General features: G+C 43.3%; 16 protein-coding genes and 1 pseudogene. 3 read left to right on the forward strand and 14 right to left on the reverse strand.

Annotated elements, in window-relative coordinates; all coding sequences use genetic code 11:
• Nucleotides 1–6 precede the first annotated feature (6 nt).
• The 12 genes from MKX49_RS18715 to MKX49_RS18770 form a co-directional block, all read right to left on the reverse strand.
• Nucleotides 7–771: an ABC transporter ATP-binding protein gene (locus MKX49_RS18715; RefSeq protein WP_323596621.1), complete on the reverse strand. Its 765-nt coding sequence runs from the start codon at nt 769–771 to the stop codon at nt 7–9.
• Complete coding sequence (locus tag MKX49_RS18720; protein WP_323596622.1) at nt 768–1,565, reverse strand: ABC transporter ATP-binding protein; 798 nt, start codon at nt 1,563–1,565, stop codon at nt 768–770. Before MKX49_RS18720 ends, MKX49_RS18715 begins: the two co-directional genes overlap by 4 nt.
• Nucleotides 1,562–2,401 (reverse strand): nickel transporter permease, encoded by an 840-nt coding sequence (nikC, locus tag MKX49_RS18725; RefSeq protein ID WP_445670134.1) that lies wholly within the window; start codon nt 2,399–2,401, stop codon nt 1,562–1,564. Before nikC ends, MKX49_RS18720 begins: the two co-directional genes overlap by 4 nt.
• The gene (gene nikB, locus MKX49_RS18730) at nt 2,392–3,345 is read right to left on the reverse strand and encodes a nickel ABC transporter permease (RefSeq protein ID WP_048683199.1); all 954 of its coding nucleotides are present in this window, start codon (nt 3,343–3,345) and stop codon (nt 2,392–2,394) included. The genes nikC and nikB overlap by 10 nt, the downstream gene beginning before the upstream one ends.
• Nucleotides 3,346–4,875, reverse strand: a complete 1,530-nt coding sequence (gene nikA / locus MKX49_RS18735) for a nickel ABC transporter substrate-binding protein (RefSeq protein ID WP_251541907.1) — start codon at nt 4,873–4,875, stop codon at nt 3,346–3,348.
• Between the two features lie 646 nt (nt 4,876–5,521).
• Nucleotides 5,522–6,664, reverse strand: a complete 1,143-nt coding sequence (locus MKX49_RS18740) for a mannitol-1-phosphate 5-dehydrogenase (RefSeq protein ID WP_340877302.1) — start codon at nt 6,662–6,664, stop codon at nt 5,522–5,524.
• A 5-nt stretch (nt 6,665–6,669) separates the two neighbouring features.
• Complete coding sequence (locus tag MKX49_RS18745) at nt 6,670–8,760, reverse strand: BglG family transcription antiterminator (RefSeq protein WP_340877303.1); 2,091 nt, start codon at nt 8,758–8,760, stop codon at nt 6,670–6,672.
• An 86-nt stretch (nt 8,761–8,846) separates the two neighbouring features.
• Nucleotides 8,847–10,790, reverse strand: coding sequence for a PTS mannitol transporter subunit IICBA (locus MKX49_RS18750; RefSeq protein WP_340877304.1), 1,944 nt, complete (start codon nt 10,788–10,790; stop codon nt 8,847–8,849).
• A 202-nt stretch (nt 10,791–10,992) separates the two neighbouring features.
• Nucleotides 10,993–12,285 carry a CitMHS family transporter gene (locus tag MKX49_RS18755; protein ID WP_048683174.1) on the reverse strand — a complete coding sequence of 431 codons (1,293 nt, stop codon included), beginning with the start codon at nt 12,283–12,285 and terminating at the stop codon, nt 10,993–10,995.
• A 204-nt stretch (nt 12,286–12,489) separates the two neighbouring features.
• Nucleotides 12,490–13,371: a helix-turn-helix transcriptional regulator gene (locus MKX49_RS18760; protein WP_340877305.1), complete on the reverse strand. Its 882-nt coding sequence runs from the start codon at nt 13,369–13,371 to the stop codon at nt 12,490–12,492.
• 361 nt (nt 13,372–13,732) lie between these two features.
• Entirely contained in the window at nt 13,733–14,422 is a 690-nt protein-coding gene (locus tag MKX49_RS18765; protein ID WP_048683166.1) for a response regulator, read from the reverse strand.
• Between the two features lie 11 nt (nt 14,423–14,433).
• Nucleotides 14,434–16,011, reverse strand: coding sequence for a sensor histidine kinase (locus MKX49_RS18770; protein ID WP_340877308.1), 1,578 nt, complete (start codon nt 16,009–16,011; stop codon nt 14,434–14,436).
• 174 nt (nt 16,012–16,185) lie between these two features.
• Between MKX49_RS18770 and MKX49_RS18775 the strand changes: the two genes are divergently transcribed.
• Nucleotides 16,186–16,542: a hypothetical protein gene (locus MKX49_RS18775; RefSeq protein ID WP_340877309.1), complete on the forward strand. Its 357-nt coding sequence runs from the start codon at nt 16,186–16,188 to the stop codon at nt 16,540–16,542.
• Nucleotides 16,543–16,577: 35 nt separating this feature from the next.
• On the opposite strand, the pseudogene MKX49_RS18780 reads toward MKX49_RS18775, so the two are convergent.
• Nucleotides 16,578–16,777, reverse strand: a pseudogene (locus tag MKX49_RS18780) (collagen-like protein); the annotation flags it as partial.
• 361 nt (nt 16,778–17,138) lie between these two features.
• The gene (locus MKX49_RS18785) at nt 17,139–18,065 is read right to left on the reverse strand and encodes a DNA-3-methyladenine glycosylase family protein (protein ID WP_340877310.1); all 927 of its coding nucleotides are present in this window, start codon (nt 18,063–18,065) and stop codon (nt 17,139–17,141) included.
• Between the two features lie 181 nt (nt 18,066–18,246).
• Between MKX49_RS18785 and MKX49_RS18790 the strand changes: the two genes are divergently transcribed.
• Entirely contained in the window at nt 18,247–18,843 is a 597-nt protein-coding gene (locus MKX49_RS18790; RefSeq protein WP_340877311.1) for a bifunctional transcriptional activator/DNA repair enzyme AdaA, read from the forward strand.
• The gene (locus MKX49_RS18795) at nt 18,833–19,375 is read left to right on the forward strand and encodes a methylated-DNA--[protein]-cysteine S-methyltransferase (protein WP_340877312.1); all 543 of its coding nucleotides are present in this window, start codon (nt 18,833–18,835) and stop codon (nt 19,373–19,375) included. The genes MKX49_RS18790 and MKX49_RS18795 overlap by 11 nt, the downstream gene beginning before the upstream one ends.
• The last annotated feature ends 5 nt before the right edge of the window (nt 19,376–19,380 follow it).

Raw genomic sequence — 19,380 nt, forward strand, 5'->3', positions numbered from 1 at the left:
ACTTCATTATTCAAACATCGAAATCAGTTCTTTTGTGTATGAATGGCGATCGCTGCAAAAAAGCTGTTCTTTTTCGAATGAATCCACAATAACACCCCCTTTCATCACCATGATCCGTTGGCTCATCTCCTGTACAGCCGATAGATCATGAGAAATAAAAAGGTAGGAAGTGTCCAAAGTCTCCCGCAGCCCGCCTAACAATTTCAGCACCGCCGCTTGCGACAGCACGTCCAGGCTTGAAGCCGGTTCATCCAATATAATGAGGGCCGGTTCGATGCTGATTGCACGTGCAATGGTCACCCGCTGCTTTTGTCCGCCGCTTAGCTCATGCGGGTAACGTTCAGCAAAACTCCTTGGAAGCTCCACCGTTTCCAGGAGCTGTCCGATAAAGTTCGCTTCACTTGTATACGTAAAATATTTCAAATTGACCTGGCTGCCAAATTGAAGATATGGATCCATTAGTGAATCCTTTATCCTTAGTTTTGGATTCAAAGCCGATGCAGGATTTTGCAAAACGGCCTGGATGTTCTTGCGATACGGTTTTAAACTGCGTTCGCTTTTGTTTTGCAGCTCGGTTCCTTCAAATAGGATGCTGCCCTTGTCAAAAGATTCAATCTGAAGGATGAGTCTTGCCAGTGTGCTTTTTCCGCAGCCGCTCTCCCCCACTAACCCGAGGCATTCCTTCCTTTCCATGCTGAAATTCACGTTCCTTAGTATTTCCACTCCGTTATCATAGCTTTTATGGACATTTCGCACGTCTAATAAACTCATCCTGACACTCCTTCAAGCTTAAATGGAATTCTCCTCAATGATGGCGATGATTGAATCAGTTCATTCGTATAAGCATGCTGCGGATGATTCAATACCTGATTTTTATCACCGGTCTCTATGATGGACCCGTCTTTCATGACCGCAATGCGGTCCGCATACTTCCTGACATGACGTAAATCATGGGTAATGAACAAGATTGCACATCCGGTTTCTTTTTGGAGCTTTGATAATAGCTGTAAAACCTTAAAGGAAGATACACTGTCCAAGGCTGTGGTCGGTTCATCCGCTATCAAGATATCAGGTTCAAGCAGCAGGGCCATTGAAATGGATACGCGTTGAAGCTGACCGCCGCTTAATTGAAAAGGGTATCTGCCGTAGATATCGTCATTCAGGCCCACCGATATGAGCGCATTGACCGCTTGCTGCCTCCTTGCCTTTTTGGAAAGATTCAAATGTGTACGCTGATATTCGTCGAAATGCTGACCGATGGTAAGGAACGGTGTGAATGAACCCTGGTAATCTTGAAAAATATAGGCCAGGCGCTTTCCGCGAACCTTCCTGATTTCTGAGGAAGATAGGGTTAATAAATTCTTTTCCCCGTACCATATCTCCCCCTTTGCTTGAAGATTGGGTGCAAGCAGCTGACATATTGCCATGGCCGTCATGCTTTTGCCGCTCCCGCTTTGTCCGACAAGTGCGAACCACTCACCCTCCTGCACATCTAATGAAAGATCCTTGACGATATGATTTTGCTTTCCCATGATATGCAGCTGCCTCACGGATAAAATGCTCATGATCCCACCTCCTTTTTCACATCGAATGCATCGCGCAAATAATCACCGAGCATGTTGGTTAAAAGGACGACAAATACGATGGCGAGCCCTGGGTAAATCATCAGCAACATATTGGATTGAAAATATGGACGGGCATCATTCAGCATGGCCCCCCACTCCGGTGCCGGCGGCTGCGCACCGAGCCCGATATATGATAAGGAAGATATGAGCAAAATGATTTTTCCTAAATCGAGGCTAGAAAGGACAAGCACATTCCCGATTAGGTGCGGAAATAGATGCTTCCGCATGATCCCAAATGAACTCAATCCATTGATTTTAGCAACTGTGACATATTCCTTCTGACGTTCGGTGATCACCGTACTTCGCACAAGCCGGGCATAATTCACCCATTTCACCAGAACGATCGCCAAGAGGAGATTTTCGATTCCCGGACCTAATAAACCGCTAAGAACAATGGCAACGATCGTATCTGGGAAGGCGAGAAACGCGTCGGCCATGCGCATGAAGACCCGATCGATCAGACCTCCTTTAAAACCGGCAATCATCCCGAACGGGACGCCGATGATAACTGCGGCAAACAAAGATAAGAGGCCGTAGCCAACCGTCAGCTGTGCGCCAAGCAGAAGGCGCGTCAATACATCACGCCCTAGATGATCCGTCCCTAACGGATGTTCCATGCTCGCCGGCCATAGCCTTTCTTCCAGATTGACCAGTGCCGGATCATGTTTCAGAATAAGAAAGGTGTAAGCCGCAACGGCAAGGACTGTCGCCATCACCGCAAATAGGACGGTCATTCTCCAGCGCCTTTTGGATTTTTCTTTGATAACTAACTCCATTTTCCATGTTTCCTTTCCTTCAGTCTTAGCTCCGGATTTAAATAACGATAAGATAAATCCACGGCACTATTAACCATGAATACAATGATGGCCATGACCAGCAGGTACCCTTGGATGACTGGATAATCCCGCGACCGAATCGAGTCCACGACCATCTTACCTATGCCCGGATAGGCAAAAATAACTTCGATCACGACTACACCGCCGATCAGGCTGCCAAGGCTGACGCCGAATACGGTAATGACCGGGGGCAAGCTATAACGAAATGCATGGGCAAAGAATATCCGCATCTCTGAAATCCCCCTAGATCGGGCAGCCCTGATGAAATCATGACTGAGGGAATCTATCAAGCTCGAACGCAGCAAACGGACGTACACACTTGTGATGGCCAGCCCCAGCGTGACCGACGGCAGAATCAAAGAACGAAACCCGTCCCTGCCCATCGTTGGAAGGGCTCCCCATCGTACCGCAAATAAATCTATCAAAAGCAGCCCCAGCCAAAAGCTAGGAATGGCTGCCCCCAATAAAGAAACGGCCCGGCTGAATTGATCGATCCAGCTCCCCCTGTACAAGGCAGCAAGCGAACCTAACGGAATCGCTATACCAAGCATGACAAGCAATGCACCAACCGCCAGCTCAAGTGTTGCAGGCAGCCCGCTCATGATCATTTCCATCACAGGCTGATTCGTCAGGTAGGAATGCCCGAAATCCAACCGGATAAAGTCCGCAAACCAATTGCCATACTGCACGAACAGCGGATCATTGAACCCTAATTCTTCACGAAGCTCATTGACTTGCTCGTTTGTGACCGACACATCATCCACTTGAAGTATCGAGAGAACCGGGTCGCCAGGAGCAAGCCTAACAAAAAGGAAAGAGATGAATGTAATCACAAGAACAAAAATCGCGACCTCAATGAATCGGCGGACTAAGATGCGAAGCATTCACTTCACATCCAATTCATTCGTCAGCATGTAGTATTCGCTTCTCGAAGTGATCCAGTTTTTAACTTTATCGGCATCATAAGCAACAAGTGTATTCGGATGTAAAATGAATGAATTATACACTTGTTCATCCACATACATCGCAATCTCCTCAGCTAAATCCGAGCGCTCCTCCTGCCCGACCGTCACGTTCAGCTCATCAATCAGGGACGTCAGGCGATCATCATCAGCCCCACTGAAGTTCAAGGCACCCTTTGGATGATAAGTAGCATTTAAATAATAACCGGCATCCCCTCTCGGAGCCGTTAAATTGCTGTAGGTCGTTAAATCCCAATCGCGATTGGAAGCCATATACTCTTCAGGGATTTCTATTTGCTTGATTTTCACATCAATCCCCAACTGACCGGCATCCGATTGAAAAACCTGGGCAATTAACGGCAGGTCGGCACGTGAACTGTATGTAAGCAGTGTAAACGTTAACGGTTTACCGTCTTTTTGCATGACACCATCCACTTTCTTATATCCCGCCTGATCAAGAAACGCCTTAGCGGCTTCCATTCCATTCGCTTTTTTCGGATAATCCGGAGCAAAAGAGAAAGTGGATGGGAATGGCCCCGTCGCCACTTCTGCATGACCATGTAAAATCGTTTCCGCAATGGATGAACGATCGATCAAGGCATCAACCGCCTTCCGGACGTGTATGTCCTGCAATGCTTTACGTTCCAAATTCATCGTCATTTGATGTACGCGGAAAGTCGATGTCGATTCAACCTTCACACCATCTTTCGCCTCTAAATTTTCCAGGCTTTCCACTTCCGGACGGAAAACAATATCAGCGTCTCCCGATTCAAGGGCAAGAGACCGTGCATTGGCATCTTCATTAAACGAAAACCTGGCTCTCTCAAGCTTTGCGGCTCCATCCCAGTAAGACTCATATCGGATTAAATCAACAGCCGTACCTGGTATGAATTTCGAAACGGCAAATGGCCCGGTTCCTATCGGCTTGTTTATATAGTCACTTTCCTTCACATCAATAATCGATGTATTTGGATGAACCAATTCAGAAGGAAACTCAGGAAAAGGAACCTCCGTCTTAATGGTCAGCGCATTCCCGTCCGCTTCAATCGACTCAATCCGCAAAGCATTCTTGATCGCCGGACTATCTTTCATCGCCCTCTCCAAGGAAGCCTTCACCGCTTTGCCATCCATCGGCTTTCCATTCTGAAACGTCACACCCTCCCTTAATTCAAAATTCCATAATTGACCATCCTTGCTATCCCAGCTCTTCGCCAGCCAAGGTTCGATGGTCAAATCCTCATCATTGAGATGGACCAATGTCTCAGTGATGCCAGCCCTAAGCGACACATAACTAGTATCAACATTCGGATCAAGCGAGCTAGTCGCAAAATTAAAAAGCAAGTTCACTTCTTTCTTCCCTCCCGCTTGATCCTTCGCAGACTCGGTGGAACAAGCAGCCAAAAGAAAGAATGATAAACATACAATAAAAATCAATTTACATTTTCTGAACACGATATATTTCCCCCATTACCTCAACTATTTTTATTGGCTGTTTTAAAATCGCATTGATTACGATTTAGATTGCAGCTTTACCATCATGACAAACGACATAACACATCGCCGATTGCTTATCCGAAATCAAACTATGTAATCCTCCTCGAGAGTAAATATTCATTCACGAGTAAATGTGCTAAACTCACGAGTATTTGCTCCAAACTCACGAGTATTTGCTCTAAATTCACGAGTATTGCTCCAAACTCACGAGTATTTGCTCTAACTCACGAGTATTTGCTCCAAACTCACGAGTATTTGCTCTAAATTCATGAGTAACAGCTCTAAATTCGTGAATAATAGCTCTAAATCTCTTGCAATAGCACCAAATTATTAAATAATGCACCAAATTCTCGATTTATTGTATGAATCCTCCTTTTTCAATCCATTCTTTCAGCCCTTTTCGGCCAATAAATCAAAACGATTACGATTTATACTTTAAAACACTCTCTCTTGTCTTGACTGTCTCCCATTATAAAACGTAATGATTACTGTTTACAAGGTTTTTTTTGAGTTTTATAGATTATCGGATGCCAGTTCCTTCTATAGATTGGCTTTTTGATTAAGTAAAAAACTCCTGAAAAAGATTTCAGGAGTTCTTCTGCTTTTATTTCAAGTTGTTGTAGTGGTTGATGACTTCTTCGGTTATTTCGCTATTCTCGTCCAATCCGCTAACTTCCTTAAGTACTGAAGCTACACCGTGTTCTTTGATCATCGTTTGCAGTTTAAGGGCTTCTTCATCTTCGTTAAAATCAAAGAGTAAAGCGGCCGCTATCGCTTTCGCCAGATTAGTGTAGGATAGGCCGGCTTTCTTTGCTTCTACGGCAGGGCGCACTAGACGGTCGTTTGGCCCGAGTTTACGGAGCGGTGAACGTCCGACTCTATTCACCGAGTCATTAAGGTAGGAGTTTTTAAAACGATTGATGATTTTTTCGATATACTGCTGATGCTCACCTGCATCCAAACCGTATTGCTTTATTAAATAGGCGCCCGTTTCGCCTAGGGTTTTCTTGACTTGCTCCACAATGCTCGCGTCTTCCAATGACTGGTCTATGGTTGATTTTTTATTTTTGAGATAACCGAGGTAAGCAATGACGGCATGTCCTGTATTAACGGTAAACAGTTTTCTCTCAATGAATGGGGCGAGTTCTTTTACAATGGTCATCCCTTCAACGGCAGGTATGCTTTCCTTCGTTTCAACGACCCATTCATAATAAGGTTCCACCAAAACATCGAGTGATCCTTCGTTATTTTGGATAGGAACGATGCGATCGACTGCTGAGTTAAAGAAGTAGACTTTATCGGCTAGTTTTTCCTTCGTAGCTTGATCCAGGTTTTCCAGAATGTAGCCTTCTAATAGGTCTGTTGCCGATATTTGATTTTCGCAAGCGATCACATATAGTTTTTCATCGGTTTCCTTCACTCTTGATGCTAATCCTTTTGCAATTAAGGGAGCGATATGAGGCAAAATATTGGGTCCGATAGCAGTGGTGAGGTAGGTTGCTTCGGAAATTGCTTTAATGACTTCCTCTTCCTGCTTTAAACTGTTTAAACCCGAAACATTTTTCACAGTGACTGATTCTTGTTGATCAGTGGCCAGTTTGACTTGATATTGCTTTTTATCATTTAACTGATCGATGATTTGATCAGCTATATCTACAAATGTCACATGATATCCAGATTGTGAAAAAAGTGCTCCGATAAATCCTCTTCCAATGTTTCCTGCACCGAAATGTACTGCTTGTTTCATTACAATCATCCCTTTATCAAGTTAGTATATAAATAATCCAAAAATATGGCTTCCAGCCTTCTTCTAATCATTTCTTCGTCCGAAGATGAAAAAATCATGATGGATTCATTGCTTTCAATTAAGCTTGAACTTATTAAGCTGACGATTTCCTGCTGCTTCACACTCAATTCTTCAGGTGCCAGCATCAGCAGTAAATTTTTCATATGGACGTCATTACCGTCCATACCTTTGACCAGACGATATTCCTCCAGGTGGGCCACCTGGAATATCAGTTCTTTTACATTCTTATGTCTCGTATGGAACAGGCCCATTCCCGTGCCGGGAATGCCTAAACCGCCCTTTTTTTCCCGTTCCTTCAAGGATCTGACCACATCATCGGCACCCATCAGCAGTTCTTCCGTTTCAGACACCCTCACCATTTCTTCGATGATTTCTGGATGTCCTTTCCGATGCGGCAGCCGATAAAACCGGAAATTATCCATGATCGACTCGATGCTCTGCTGGGTATCTTTCAATTCCTGCAGCACTTCTTTCAGTTCGCCATCCTCTTTTTTGGTCACGGTATCCTTATCGGCTGACTGAATGCCATAACGCTTATTCTTCGTGAAGTTTTCGATATTCTTCCTTAAATAATTCCTGATGTTCAAAATATTCTCTTCACTCAATAGAGGGGATACAAGGATATAATCACTATCGATATACGGAAGCCGGACGGTAGAAATGATCACATCATAGTTTTTCAGACTGCCCTGCTGCTGGATGTCTTTAATCGTCTTGATTTCTACAGTCTCGATTTCGATGATTTCCTTTTTGATCCGGCTTGCAAGCATCTTCGACGTACCGATACCTGTCGGGCAGACGATGAGTGCCCTTATTGATATTTCTTCCTCCCGCAGCACTAATGCAGATCCGAAATGAAGGACGATGAAGGCTATTTCATCTTCAGGAAATTCTTTTATTTCTTTGAATCCCTTTTCCAGACTGGTCTTCACTGCCAAAAAGAGAACCGGGTACTTTCGCTTAATATCTTCGGTTAATGGGTTGTACAATCCCATTTCCTGTTTGATTCGGAAAAGCGATGGTTCCATATGGGCAAGGAGCCCCTGATACAATGGGAAATCCTTGGTCAAATTGATTTGCAGTTGTGCCGAAACATCTTTTATCAGGTTTCTTATCAGCTGGCCAAGCAATACACTGTCATAGGGAACGGCATCAGCCGCATGAAGCTTGGAGCCTTTAAGGATGGCTGCAAGGTAGCTTATATCATCGATGGTAAAAGAAACTTCCAGCATGGTGCTGAGTTCCTTGCCTATTTTATTCATGAGATTATTCTCATCGGAAAGTTCGCTTATTTTATTGAAGTCCTTCTCCAAAAAATATTGGCTTTCATTCCTTTGCAGGGTTACATAAATATGTACAATTAACCCTATATACCCGCTATCCGCCAATCGGGAGTGGGCACTGTTAAAAGTTGAGTTCAGCACCCCGTCGATAGCCAGAAGATATTCGGGATCGAAATAGTCGAGGATTTTCGCTTCTGGGAATTTTCCTTCTTGCAGCAAAAATAAACTTTCAATCAGTTCTTCATTAAAGAAGTGCAAGAAATAGGCTGCCTGGGCTTTCCGTTTATTTTCTTCGGTGCCGGCTAGCTCTATTCCGACTCCCCTTTTTCTGGTAATCACGATATTAAAATTCTTTAACCATTCGGTCAGTTCGTCCAAATAGGTTGTAAGAGTCGTAATGCTTATAGCGAGATCCCCCGCAAGAACTTGAGTTTTATACGATTCTTCCTGCAGTAAAGCTAAAAGAAGATGCAGCTTTCTTTCTTGTGGCGTTTGATCGATCGGATGATTGCCCATCAGATGCTGTACAAGCCGAAAGACTTGTTCATTCTTCCCGTCGATGGACAGTCCCTCATGTGTATTGCGTGTTAAATGCAACTCGAATGATTGCAGGATTTTTTCTATGGACTTCAGATCGCGTTGAACCGTCCGGACACTAACATTCAATTGTGTCGCAATGGATAAGGCTGTATGTTTTCCTGAAGTTTTTATGATCAATTCTATGATTGATTTTTCCCTTGAAGTAATATACATGCTACCAACTCATTTCTGGTGGAGTAACACGAGAAAATACTGAATAGAAAAGCGTAAATCGCTTTTCTATTCTTGGTTAAGAGTATTTAATTATTTTCTACACTTATAATATCCATCAATTCCCTGGCTGATGTGGCTTTAACCATCTTTTCAATATTCTCCATGTCAGAGCATGTAACTGCAATGCCAGATAGAATTTCAAGATGTGTCCCGTCCTTGCCGGCAATGCCGAATATCAATCGTGCCTTTTGGCCGTCAAAGTCGACACCATCAGGAATTTGTAAAACGGTAAATCCGGATTTAAGGACATCTTTCTTAGCTTCCTCGGTTCCGTGCGGAATGGCTACATCATTCCCCATATAGGTTGAAGTCAATTCATCACGGGCAATCATCGCTTCAATATAGCTTTCCTTAACGTAACCTGCATTGACCAAAGCTCTTCCCGCAAAGCGGATCGCTTCTTCCTTATTGGCGAATTGTTGATTAAGGAAGACATTTTCTTTGCGAAGCAATTCATTACCTTCCTGCTCATCCTCGTCGATGCCAGGCTCGATTGAATGTTCACGAACACCGGGAACCTTCTCTTCAGCATCTTCGACGATTTCATGCAGCTCATCGGTACCGTCATCCTGAAGCCGTGCAAGCAATGAATCGTATTCCGGGCTTGATAGGAAATTATCGACGGATACATGATAGGCATTCGGCACTTTATTCTGTGCCCTTGGAGTTAACTCTTCCTGTGTAATGACGATTTGTGCATCAGCAGGAATGTTTGAGATTGCCGTATTTGTAACAGTGATATTCAATCCGGCTTCCTTCACCTTCTTGCGAAGCAGCGAAGCCCCCATAGCACTTGATCCCATCCCGGCATCGCAGGCAAATATTATTTTGCTGACGTTTGTTGGCATCGTTCCAGGATCTGAAGCGAATACATCGGCAACAGAGCTTTTCTTGCCTTTCATTTCTTGCATTTTTTTCGCGGCATCTTCAATATTCTCTTCAGATTGCTTTCCTGTTTTCAGGATGAATGCACCGACGATGAATGAAACAAGGGCGGCTACGATGACGCCTGCAAAGTTAGCAATATATGCACCTGCATTATGCGGAGTTACCGCTGTAATGGCAAGTATGCTGCCTGGAGATGCTGGAGCGAACAATCCTCCGCCCAGTAGGACCAATGTGAAAACTCCACTCATGCCTCCAAGAATGACGGCTAAGAATAACATCGGCTTCATTAGGATATAAGGGAAATAAATTTCATGGATCCCGCCGAAGAAATGAATGATGGCAGCTCCTGGCGCCGATTTCTTCGCCGTTCCCTTTCCAAAAAAGCAATAAGCAAGCAGTACGCCGATACCTGGTCCTGGATTCGATTCCAGAAGGAACAGGATGGAAGCCCCTGTTTGTTTAACTTGCTCTACACCAATTGGTGATAGTACACCATGATTGATGGCATTGTTCAAGAACAAGACCTTGGCAGGCTCGATCAGGATACTTGTCAACGGCAGTAAACCTGTACCGACAAGCCAATCGACTCCTGCTACAAGCCAGCCCGTAAATACGTCAACAGCAGGCCCGATGGCCAAGAAGGATAGAATGGACAATAAGCCGCCAATAATCCCCGCCGAGAAATTATTAACAAGCATTTCAAAACCTGCTTTTATTTTCCCTTCAATCAATTGATCGAATTTCTTGATGACATAACCGCCGAACGGTCCCATTATCATGGCTCCAAGGAACATCGGGATGTCAGATCCGACGATGACGCCCATTGTCGCAATGGCACCGACTACGCCGCCGCGGTGGTCATGGATTAGCTTACCGCCCGTATACCCAATTAAAAGCGGCAATAAAAACGTAACCATCGGTGTAACCATTTTGGCAAGGCTTTCATTTGGCAGGAAACCAGATGGGATGAATAGGGCAGTGATTAGCCCCCATGCTATGAAAGCTGATATATTCGGCATGACCATTGAACTTAGAAAGTTACCGAACTTTTGAACTGCAACTTTTATATTAAAGTGAGCCATTTTTGCTCTCTTCCCTTCTTATTAATATAGTTTCCTTTAATCTTAAGGTACGTACATCCCTCATTCAATAAAAGAAAAAGCTAACTTTGTCGCGAAAGAGAAGACAAACATAATGTATCTCACTTTTCCAGATTTATTCAGCGCTTGATGCAGACAGAAAAGAGTCCCGTTCGCCAACGTGACGAACGGGACTCTTAGAGCTTTATAGCGGGATGATTCCCAATAGGACGCAAACCACTATCATGACAAGCGTCGATCCGCATGCCCATTTCAGGAAAGTGCGCTGCAAGGCACCGAAATCTTCCCCTACCATTCCAACCAATAGATAGGTAGATGGAACAAGCGGGCTTAATAGATGGACAGGAAGCCCCAATAGTGAAGCTCTGCCGATCAGGGCAGGGTCAATTCCATAAGCAGCTCCCGCTTTAGCAAGTAATGGGAGCACCCCATAATAAAATGCGTCATTAGACATGAAGAACGTAAAAGGTGCTGAGATGATGGCTGTGATGACAGCAAAATGTGCGCCCATTTGATCTGGAATATGCTGAATCAAAGAGTTTGCCATGGCATCGACCATCTCCGTACCGGCAAGGATTCCAGTGAAAACACCTGCCGCAAAAATCATCGAAATAACAGATAAAGCATTGTCCGCATAGTTTGCTACACGTTCTTTCTGATCACTGAGTTTCGGATAGTTAACCGTAATGGCAATCGCGAAACCTACCATGAACAGAACCGCTGAAGGCATAAGTTCCATGATCAGCGCAACCAGCAGTGTAAGAGTCAATGCGTAATTGAATATGATCAATTTAGGCCGTTTAAGATAAGCATCTTCCGTTGCAGCCGCGTGCTGTGCCACAGCATGATAATCGACTTCAATGATCCCGATTCTCTTTCTTTCTTTTTTACCCAAGCAATATGCCATGAAAAGGACGAATAGGACTCCGCCAATCATCGCTGGAATGACGGGTGTGAACACATCGGACATTTCAAGTTTTAAAGCGGTCATCACCCGTGCTGTAGGGCCTCCCCAAGGAAGAAGGTTCATGACTCCAGATGACGAAACGGCAATACCGGCCAATACTAGCGGTCTCATTCCAATCCGTTTATATAGCGGAAGCATGGCTGAAATCGTTATCATATATGTAGTCGTACCATCTCCATCCAAGGAAATCAGCAAAGCCAGGACTGCCGTGCCGATGGCAATTTTCACCGGATCTCCTTTTACAACCTTAAGAATCGTATTGATGATCGGGTCAAAAACCCCAGCATCAATCAAAATGCCAAAGAAAAGGATTGCAAATAAAATCATGATTCCCGTTGGCGCAACGTCTTTGATGCCTTCCAGCGCCATCTCACCCATTTTACCGCCAAACCCGCCAATAAGTGCAAAGGCACTTGGTACTGCAATCAAAGCTATCATGGCTGAAAGTCGCCCTGTCATAATTAAAATCATAAACACTACTATCATCAAGTATCCTAATAAAGCGAGCATATCTATCACTCCTATCTTCTAATAAGATAAAGTGTATATGAAACCGCTTCATTTGTAAGCGTTCTCAATTTATTGTGTTTTAAAACTATTTTGTTAATTGTGTTCATTGTGTTCACGGAAGCGATTTTTCGAGGATGAACCGAACGCCACTCCCCGGGTTGAATGGCGCGTTCTTTAAGGAATTCAGCGATTATTTAGGCGCATTTATTCTTCAAATGATAAATTTGCCGGTCCGTCCAATAGGTCACAGCCGTAGTCTATATTGGTCGTTGGTGTATCGATACTGACTTCCTCGAATTCCAGTTCATCGATCCATACTTGGCCGCGCCCTGAAAGAAGGACCCCGAATGAAATGATGGCACTGTTTTCGGGTACATCCAGGATAATATAATAATGGTTCCATTCCGTATCGTTGACGATGGGCCGATCCCCCATATTGTCGAATTGCAAAACATCCTGAAGCGCATTATCCACCCTCATCCATAAACCACAAAATCCATCAACACCTTTTGATTTTAAAAAACCCGACAGTTTCATTCTTTTACCAAGGTAATTTTCCGCCTTGAATTGCTGCATCATCGTTGCAAATTGCTCCTTGGATTCGGCAGTGACGGATTTCAGGAATCCTGATGCCTGGCCTTTATGGAATGTCTCCCGGTCAATTCCCATTTGATAATTGAATGGATGACTCCCGCTTAAATTCCAGCCTTTTAATAATTGTTCGTTTTTCATCGTCATTTCCTCCTTTTGCAAGGTTAGTTTACTTACGAGTTTCCGATATTGCCCTGGCGGCAGGTCATAATATTTCTTGAATGAACGAGTAAAGGATTCCTGTGTTTCAAAGCGGTAATATAAAGCAATATCGATTATTTTTTCATCGGTATAAAGCAGCATGTTAGCTGCATTGGCAATTCTTCGATATCGAATATATTCCGATACGGTCACGCCAACCTCCTTGTGAAAAATACGATGATAATGAAACTTCGAAAAACCTGCGAACCGTGCGATGTTCTCCAAGGACAATTCGGCTTGTAAGCTATTCTCTATATATTCAATCGTTTTTTGGATGATGGGGCTATATCTCATTTCCGAACCTCCTTAAGAAAAGGATAACAGATTAACATATCGTTTTTTTGACATATATTGCTTTTTTCATAATCTTTCAAACGATGCATCATAAAAAAAGGCTCTTTTCGTAAAGATTGTTGTTTTTAAAACGAAACTATTTAAGGTTGATTGGAGCGGAAGTGCGAGACTCCTGCGGGAGCAGCGGGACAGGTGAGACCCCACAGGCGTTTACGCCGAGGGGGCTCACCGCCCGCCCCGCGGAAAGCGAGCATCTGGAGGGGAAATCAACCACAACTCACTACCTGGTAAATAGCAACAAAGTATGTGAAGACAGCCTAAAAAAGACACCTTCAATCTTGAAGGTGTCTCTCACTTAATTCTATTGAATTTTATAATATCTTCGCTCAGGTCTCCCCACTACCCCATATACGACTTCCGCTTTACATTTCTTAACGGAAATCAAGTATTCCAGATAGCGTCTCGCAGTTGTCCTGGAAGCACCGATCTGTCCGCTCACTTGTTCAGCCGACAAACCGATATCGCTTGCTTCGAGTACCTCTATCACCTTCGCCAAAGTGATTTCGTCGACCCCTTTCGGCAGGTCCTGCCCATCGTTCGATTCCAAAACGGATGAACCCTTTTTCAAAATGAGATCCACAAAATCCTGATCTATCTCTTGTTTGGATTTCATCAGATGGACTTTCTTCAGATACTCTTCGATAACTTGGTTGAAGCGCTTCATCTCCACTGGTTTAATTAAATAATTCTCCACACCATAGTGAAGCGCCTTTTCCAGTTGTTCTTTATCCGTTGCCGCGGTAATCATGATGATATCCACATTCGGGAATTTTTTCCGTATGTCCGGAAGGAGGTCTGTACCAAGCTGATCCGGCATATAAACATCAAGCAAAAGCAGATCCGGGCTTTTCTGTTCCAAGATCCGAAGCGTTTTTTTGGCATTGACAGCTTTTCCGACCACTTCTATTTCATCAAAGTTTTTCAAGAATTTTTCATGGATATCCGCTACACGAAAATCATCTTCTGCGATGACTGCTCTTATCTTCTGCATTCTTTCCCTCCTCACTGTTCTTTAGGAAGATAAACGGTGAATATGGTGTTCCCATCCTCGCTTTGAACCTCGATGATGCCGCCCAGCTCTTTGACGACATGATCAGCATTCGAAAGTCCATAACCACTTGGACTTCCGCTGTTTTTCGAAGTGAAACCCCGATCGAAAATATGGGCGATGGCATCCTCAGGTATTCCTTTTCCGTTATCACTCACTTCAAATACCATATCATTTCCGATATCTGTGGCGAAAAATTTCACGAGCGGCTCCTCCATGCTTGAAACCGCTTCAAGTGCATTATCGATAATGTTGCCTAGAATCAATGTTAGTTGTGACAATTTTATATGATCCGGCAGTTTCTCTAGGTAGCTTTGTGCGTCTATTTCAAAGATGATCTTCTTTTCTGATGCTTTCCCGATCTTGCCAAGTAACAGGGCTTGTACCTTTGTATCCTTTATCTGTTCGAACACGACACGGTTCAGGGAATGCAATTCGGATGTTTCGCTTTGAATCATATCGATTGCTTCATCATATTCCCCTAATTGTATCAATCCTGATAGGACGTATAGTTTATTGGTAAATTCATGGGTTTGTGCCCTTAAATCCTCTGAATGCATCTTCACTTCCGATAATGTGTTGACCATTTCCTCAATTTCCGTTCGATCACGAAACGAAGCGACAACACCGCTTACCCCTTCACTATCGAAAATCGGCGTACAATTGACGATAACGGATTTGTCTTCCCATGAAATCTCCTTATCCACTTGCGGTTCACCGGACTTCAGCACCTCGAATAAATATTTCGAAGGAAATAGGCCATCGACGTTCAAATGGCGAACGGACTCTTTAATATCCAGCAATTTTTTTGCCGGCTGATTCATCGAGGTAATCAGCCCATTTTGGTCAATGGCCAGAATCCCTTCTTTCACCGATTGAAGCACTGCATTTTTTTCTTTATATAAATTGGCGATTTCAAATGGTTCCAGCCCCAGTGTATCTTTACGTATGCTCCTTGCCAGCATATAACTGCCAATGATCGAGATCATGATGGCCACTAAAGATACAATCATCTCCTTGGACAAATCCTTGAAAATTTGGGCGCGGACATCGTCCACCAAAAAACCGACGGAGACGATTCCAATTATTTTTCCATCCTCATTGAATACCGGTGACTTCCCCCGAATGGAAAGACCGAGTGATCCTGCCGCTTCGGAGACATAATATTCGCCTTCCCGAATGGCCCTGCTATTATCCCCGCCTTCCATCCGCTTCCCAATTTCGGAAACAAGCGGATGGGAATAGCGAATTCCCTCTGCATTCCCTACAACGATGAACTCAGCACCTGTTTCCCTGCGGATCTTTTCGGCAATCGGCTGGATGATGCCAGCGGGATCATCCGTCTCAAAAGCCTCTGTAACGGTAGGCATGAAGCTAATCGTCTTTGAAAGCTCCAACGCCAATTGACCTTTATCCTTCGCTATTTGCCTTCCTTCCATATAGGAAAAAGTAGTCGTCAATAACAGGATCAAAAACAGGCTCAATGATAGAACTAACCCGAGAATCTTGGTTTCCAGCGATACTTTCCTCATATTCAACAGCATCCTCTATTTTCATTTTCATTCACTAAATTTTATAGGAGCATAATGATTTTACCATTTCTATTAAATATTGAACATTGTTGGCCGTTTATTTAGCCACATTCAAAAATGAAAGGATTTAAGCAACAAAACAAGGTATAATTTAACAAAAAAGGAAGTGCTGAATTGAATCCTTTTCAAATGATTTATATGATCATCCTCACCCTTTTGCTGATTTATGATTTTTTTCCAGTCTTCTTTCTTTCTGATATCATTTCACCTGAGGTGCTTCTTGGCGTTATGATAGGACTATTTCTCAGTATCCTATTTAAGAAAGATCGTCACGCCGATCATGGTGCGAAGTTCAAGGAGCTGTTGTTTTCCACCTTGTATCTCCTTTCCTTAGTCGGAATGTTGACCGCTTTAGGGGGACGATCAACGATAGGCATTTCTCTTAATAATGTTTTTCTTTGGATAGTGCTGCTTCTGTCTTGCTACCATACCTTTTCGTATTGGAAGAAAGCAAAACAATCAGAAACATAAAATGCTCAAAGGAAACATCTCCTTTGAGCATTTTTTCAAAAACAGCTAAATGAATTGATTTGTCTTGTATCAATGCCAAAAACGTCCAGAACCTGCCATTCCACCTGAAGCCGGCAACAGAACGCGGTCCGACGAAGATGGGGTAATACCAGAAACGCGCACCATTGTTTAGATATATAAAAGTATTCCTGAACAGACAAAACGAAATCGCACCCGGATCTATCGCAAATGCTGAAATCGACGTTATTTGCAGTTTTATCTCCGGAAATAGGGATATATCGACGAAATTTATTGTTTTATCTCCGAATATGGAGTTTTATCGACGTAATCTACAGGTTTATCTCCGAATATAAAGATATATCGACGATTTCTATAGTTTTATCTCCGAATATGGAGTTATATCGACGAATTCTATAGTTTTATCTCCGGAAATGGGGATATATCGACGAATTCTATAGTTTTATCTCCTAATATGGAGATATATCGACGTTACTTGCAGTTTTATCTCCTAATATGGAGATATATCGACGAATTCTATAGTTTTATCTCGGAATATGGAGTTTTATCGGCGTTACTTGCTGTTTTATCTCCGGTATTCAATATAGCAATCTCCATAAATAGAAGGTTGCATAGGATTCCCAATCGGCCCATGCTTCCGATAGTTTCAGGATTTCCGCTTTCGTTGGTTTTGCTTCTGTTTGCATGAGCAGTTTCATGGAATTATGCAGCCCGACGTCATCGATGGGAAAGGCTGCTGGAAAACGCAAACAGCGCATCAAGACATAGTTCGCTGTCCACGGACCGATTCCCAGTATGTTGGTCAGCATTTTTTCAGCCTCTTTTACATCCTTTGCATTCAATAGCTTTTCTTTAGTAAGTTCCCCTTCTGCAATCAGTTGAGCAACACCTATTAAATATTCACACTTCTTTACGGTCATCCTCAAATCGGAAAAATCTTCTACGGTCAATTTCGCGATCGCATCAGGTGTCGGAAACAGCCAATATTGCTTTCCTTCGAATTCAACATATTCACCAAATCCCTCCACAAGCCTCCGTTTCAAGGTATAGGCATAAGTCAAGTTAATCTGCTGACCAAGTATTCCCCAGGCAATCGCTTCAAATAAATCAGGGATGCCCATATTTCTCAAGCCGAAGAATTGGCTTACCGGCTTTTGCAATAAAGGGTCCTTTTGGGCCAATTCATAAAAAGGAAGCAGATTTGTCTCAAGATCGAACCAGTGACGAACGTATTGGGAAACAGCATCCTTTACCTGATTATCCATCGGGGCAGTTCGCCCTGGAAAACGAACGTTCAGCTCCGTTTCATTCAAAGCACTGATTTCTACTAAAAGTGTCTCGTTTTCGACAACAAGTGCTCGATAAATCTTTTGATCAACAATATCGAACAGACATTCATTGGAGGATCTTGATAAATATTTAAGATTTTCCGAAAAACTAAACTCTTTTGGAGCACGAATTCTCAATTCATTCATGCCTTCATCATTTGATAATGTCTCTTTCATTCTGCTCCTCCTATGTCCCGTTCCTTTTATTCTAATCAAAAACAAGTACGTTATCTTGCTCTTTCATTCAACTCCCTAATTTTAACAAAAATTATTGAACAATTACGTTATCTTGCTTTTATATTATCAAAATGTTTGTATATCAACCCTTTCTTGTATACTAAATGGAGAGGTGAATGTAGTGAATCCGAAAAAAGCAGATTTCCCGAATGAGTATTGGAAAGCTATTATAGATTGTGATGCAGCATATGATGATCATTTTTTATACGGGGTGATTACGACAGGCATCTTTTGCAGGCCCTCCTGTAAATCTAGGGTGCCTAAAAAGGAAAACGTGAAGATCTTCAAAAATGCCATGATGGCTTTGGAAGAGGAGTTCCGGCCTTGTAAACGATGTAAACCGGAAGGACTGAATGTGCCGACAGAAGAATGGGTTGAACAAATAGCCGAATGGATCGACACCCATTACAGCGAACCCCTCACTTTGAACAAATTGGCGGATATTTCCCACGGCAGCCCGTATCATTTACAACGATCATTCAAGCGTGTGAAGGGAATATCGCCCACTGAATACATTCAGCGGCTTCGCCTTGAAAAAGCGGCGAGGCTGCTGGAAACCTCCGAACTGCCGATAACTGAAATAGGCTTCGCTACCGGGTTCTCCAGTACGCCCTATTTCATGACGTTATTCAAAAGGAAAATGGGGAATACCCCTTCAGGATATAGGAATGCTTATCTCAAAACTCAAGCTTTGGAGCGTGAAGCAAATGAAGAATGATAAAAAACAAACCATTGACTGGGCCATATTCCATTATGATAAGTGGCAATTATATGTGGCCAGGACGGAAAAAGGGCTTTGCTATGTAGGCTCTCCCGGTCAAACGTATGAAGAACTGAAGTCCTTGATGCAAAAACGCTTTCCAAATGCGAACCTTGTTGAAAATGAAAAAGCATTAAATCCCTATCTAAAAGAACTACAAGAATATTTCGAAGGAACCAGGCAGACTTTCTCTCTTCCCGCAGATATAAAAGGCACCCCCTTTCAACAAGAAATTTGGGCAGCGCTGAATCAAATACCCTATGGACAAACCTGTTCCTATTCCGATATTGCCCAAATCATCCAAAGACCTGCAGCTGTTCGGGCGGTTGGTACGGCCATTGGCGCCAACCCAATTCTGATCACGGTGCCATGTCACCGGGTTATCGGAAAAAACGGGGCCATTACCGGCTACCGTGGAGGTACGGAGATGAAACGATATCTACTTCAATTGGAAGCACAATCTGACCGCAAAAAAAGCATCCGGCTATAAGGATG

This window comes from Peribacillus sp. FSL M8-0224 (assembly GCF_038003055.1).
Classification (GTDB): Bacteria; Bacillota; Bacilli; order Bacillales; family DSM-1321; genus Peribacillus; species Peribacillus frigoritolerans.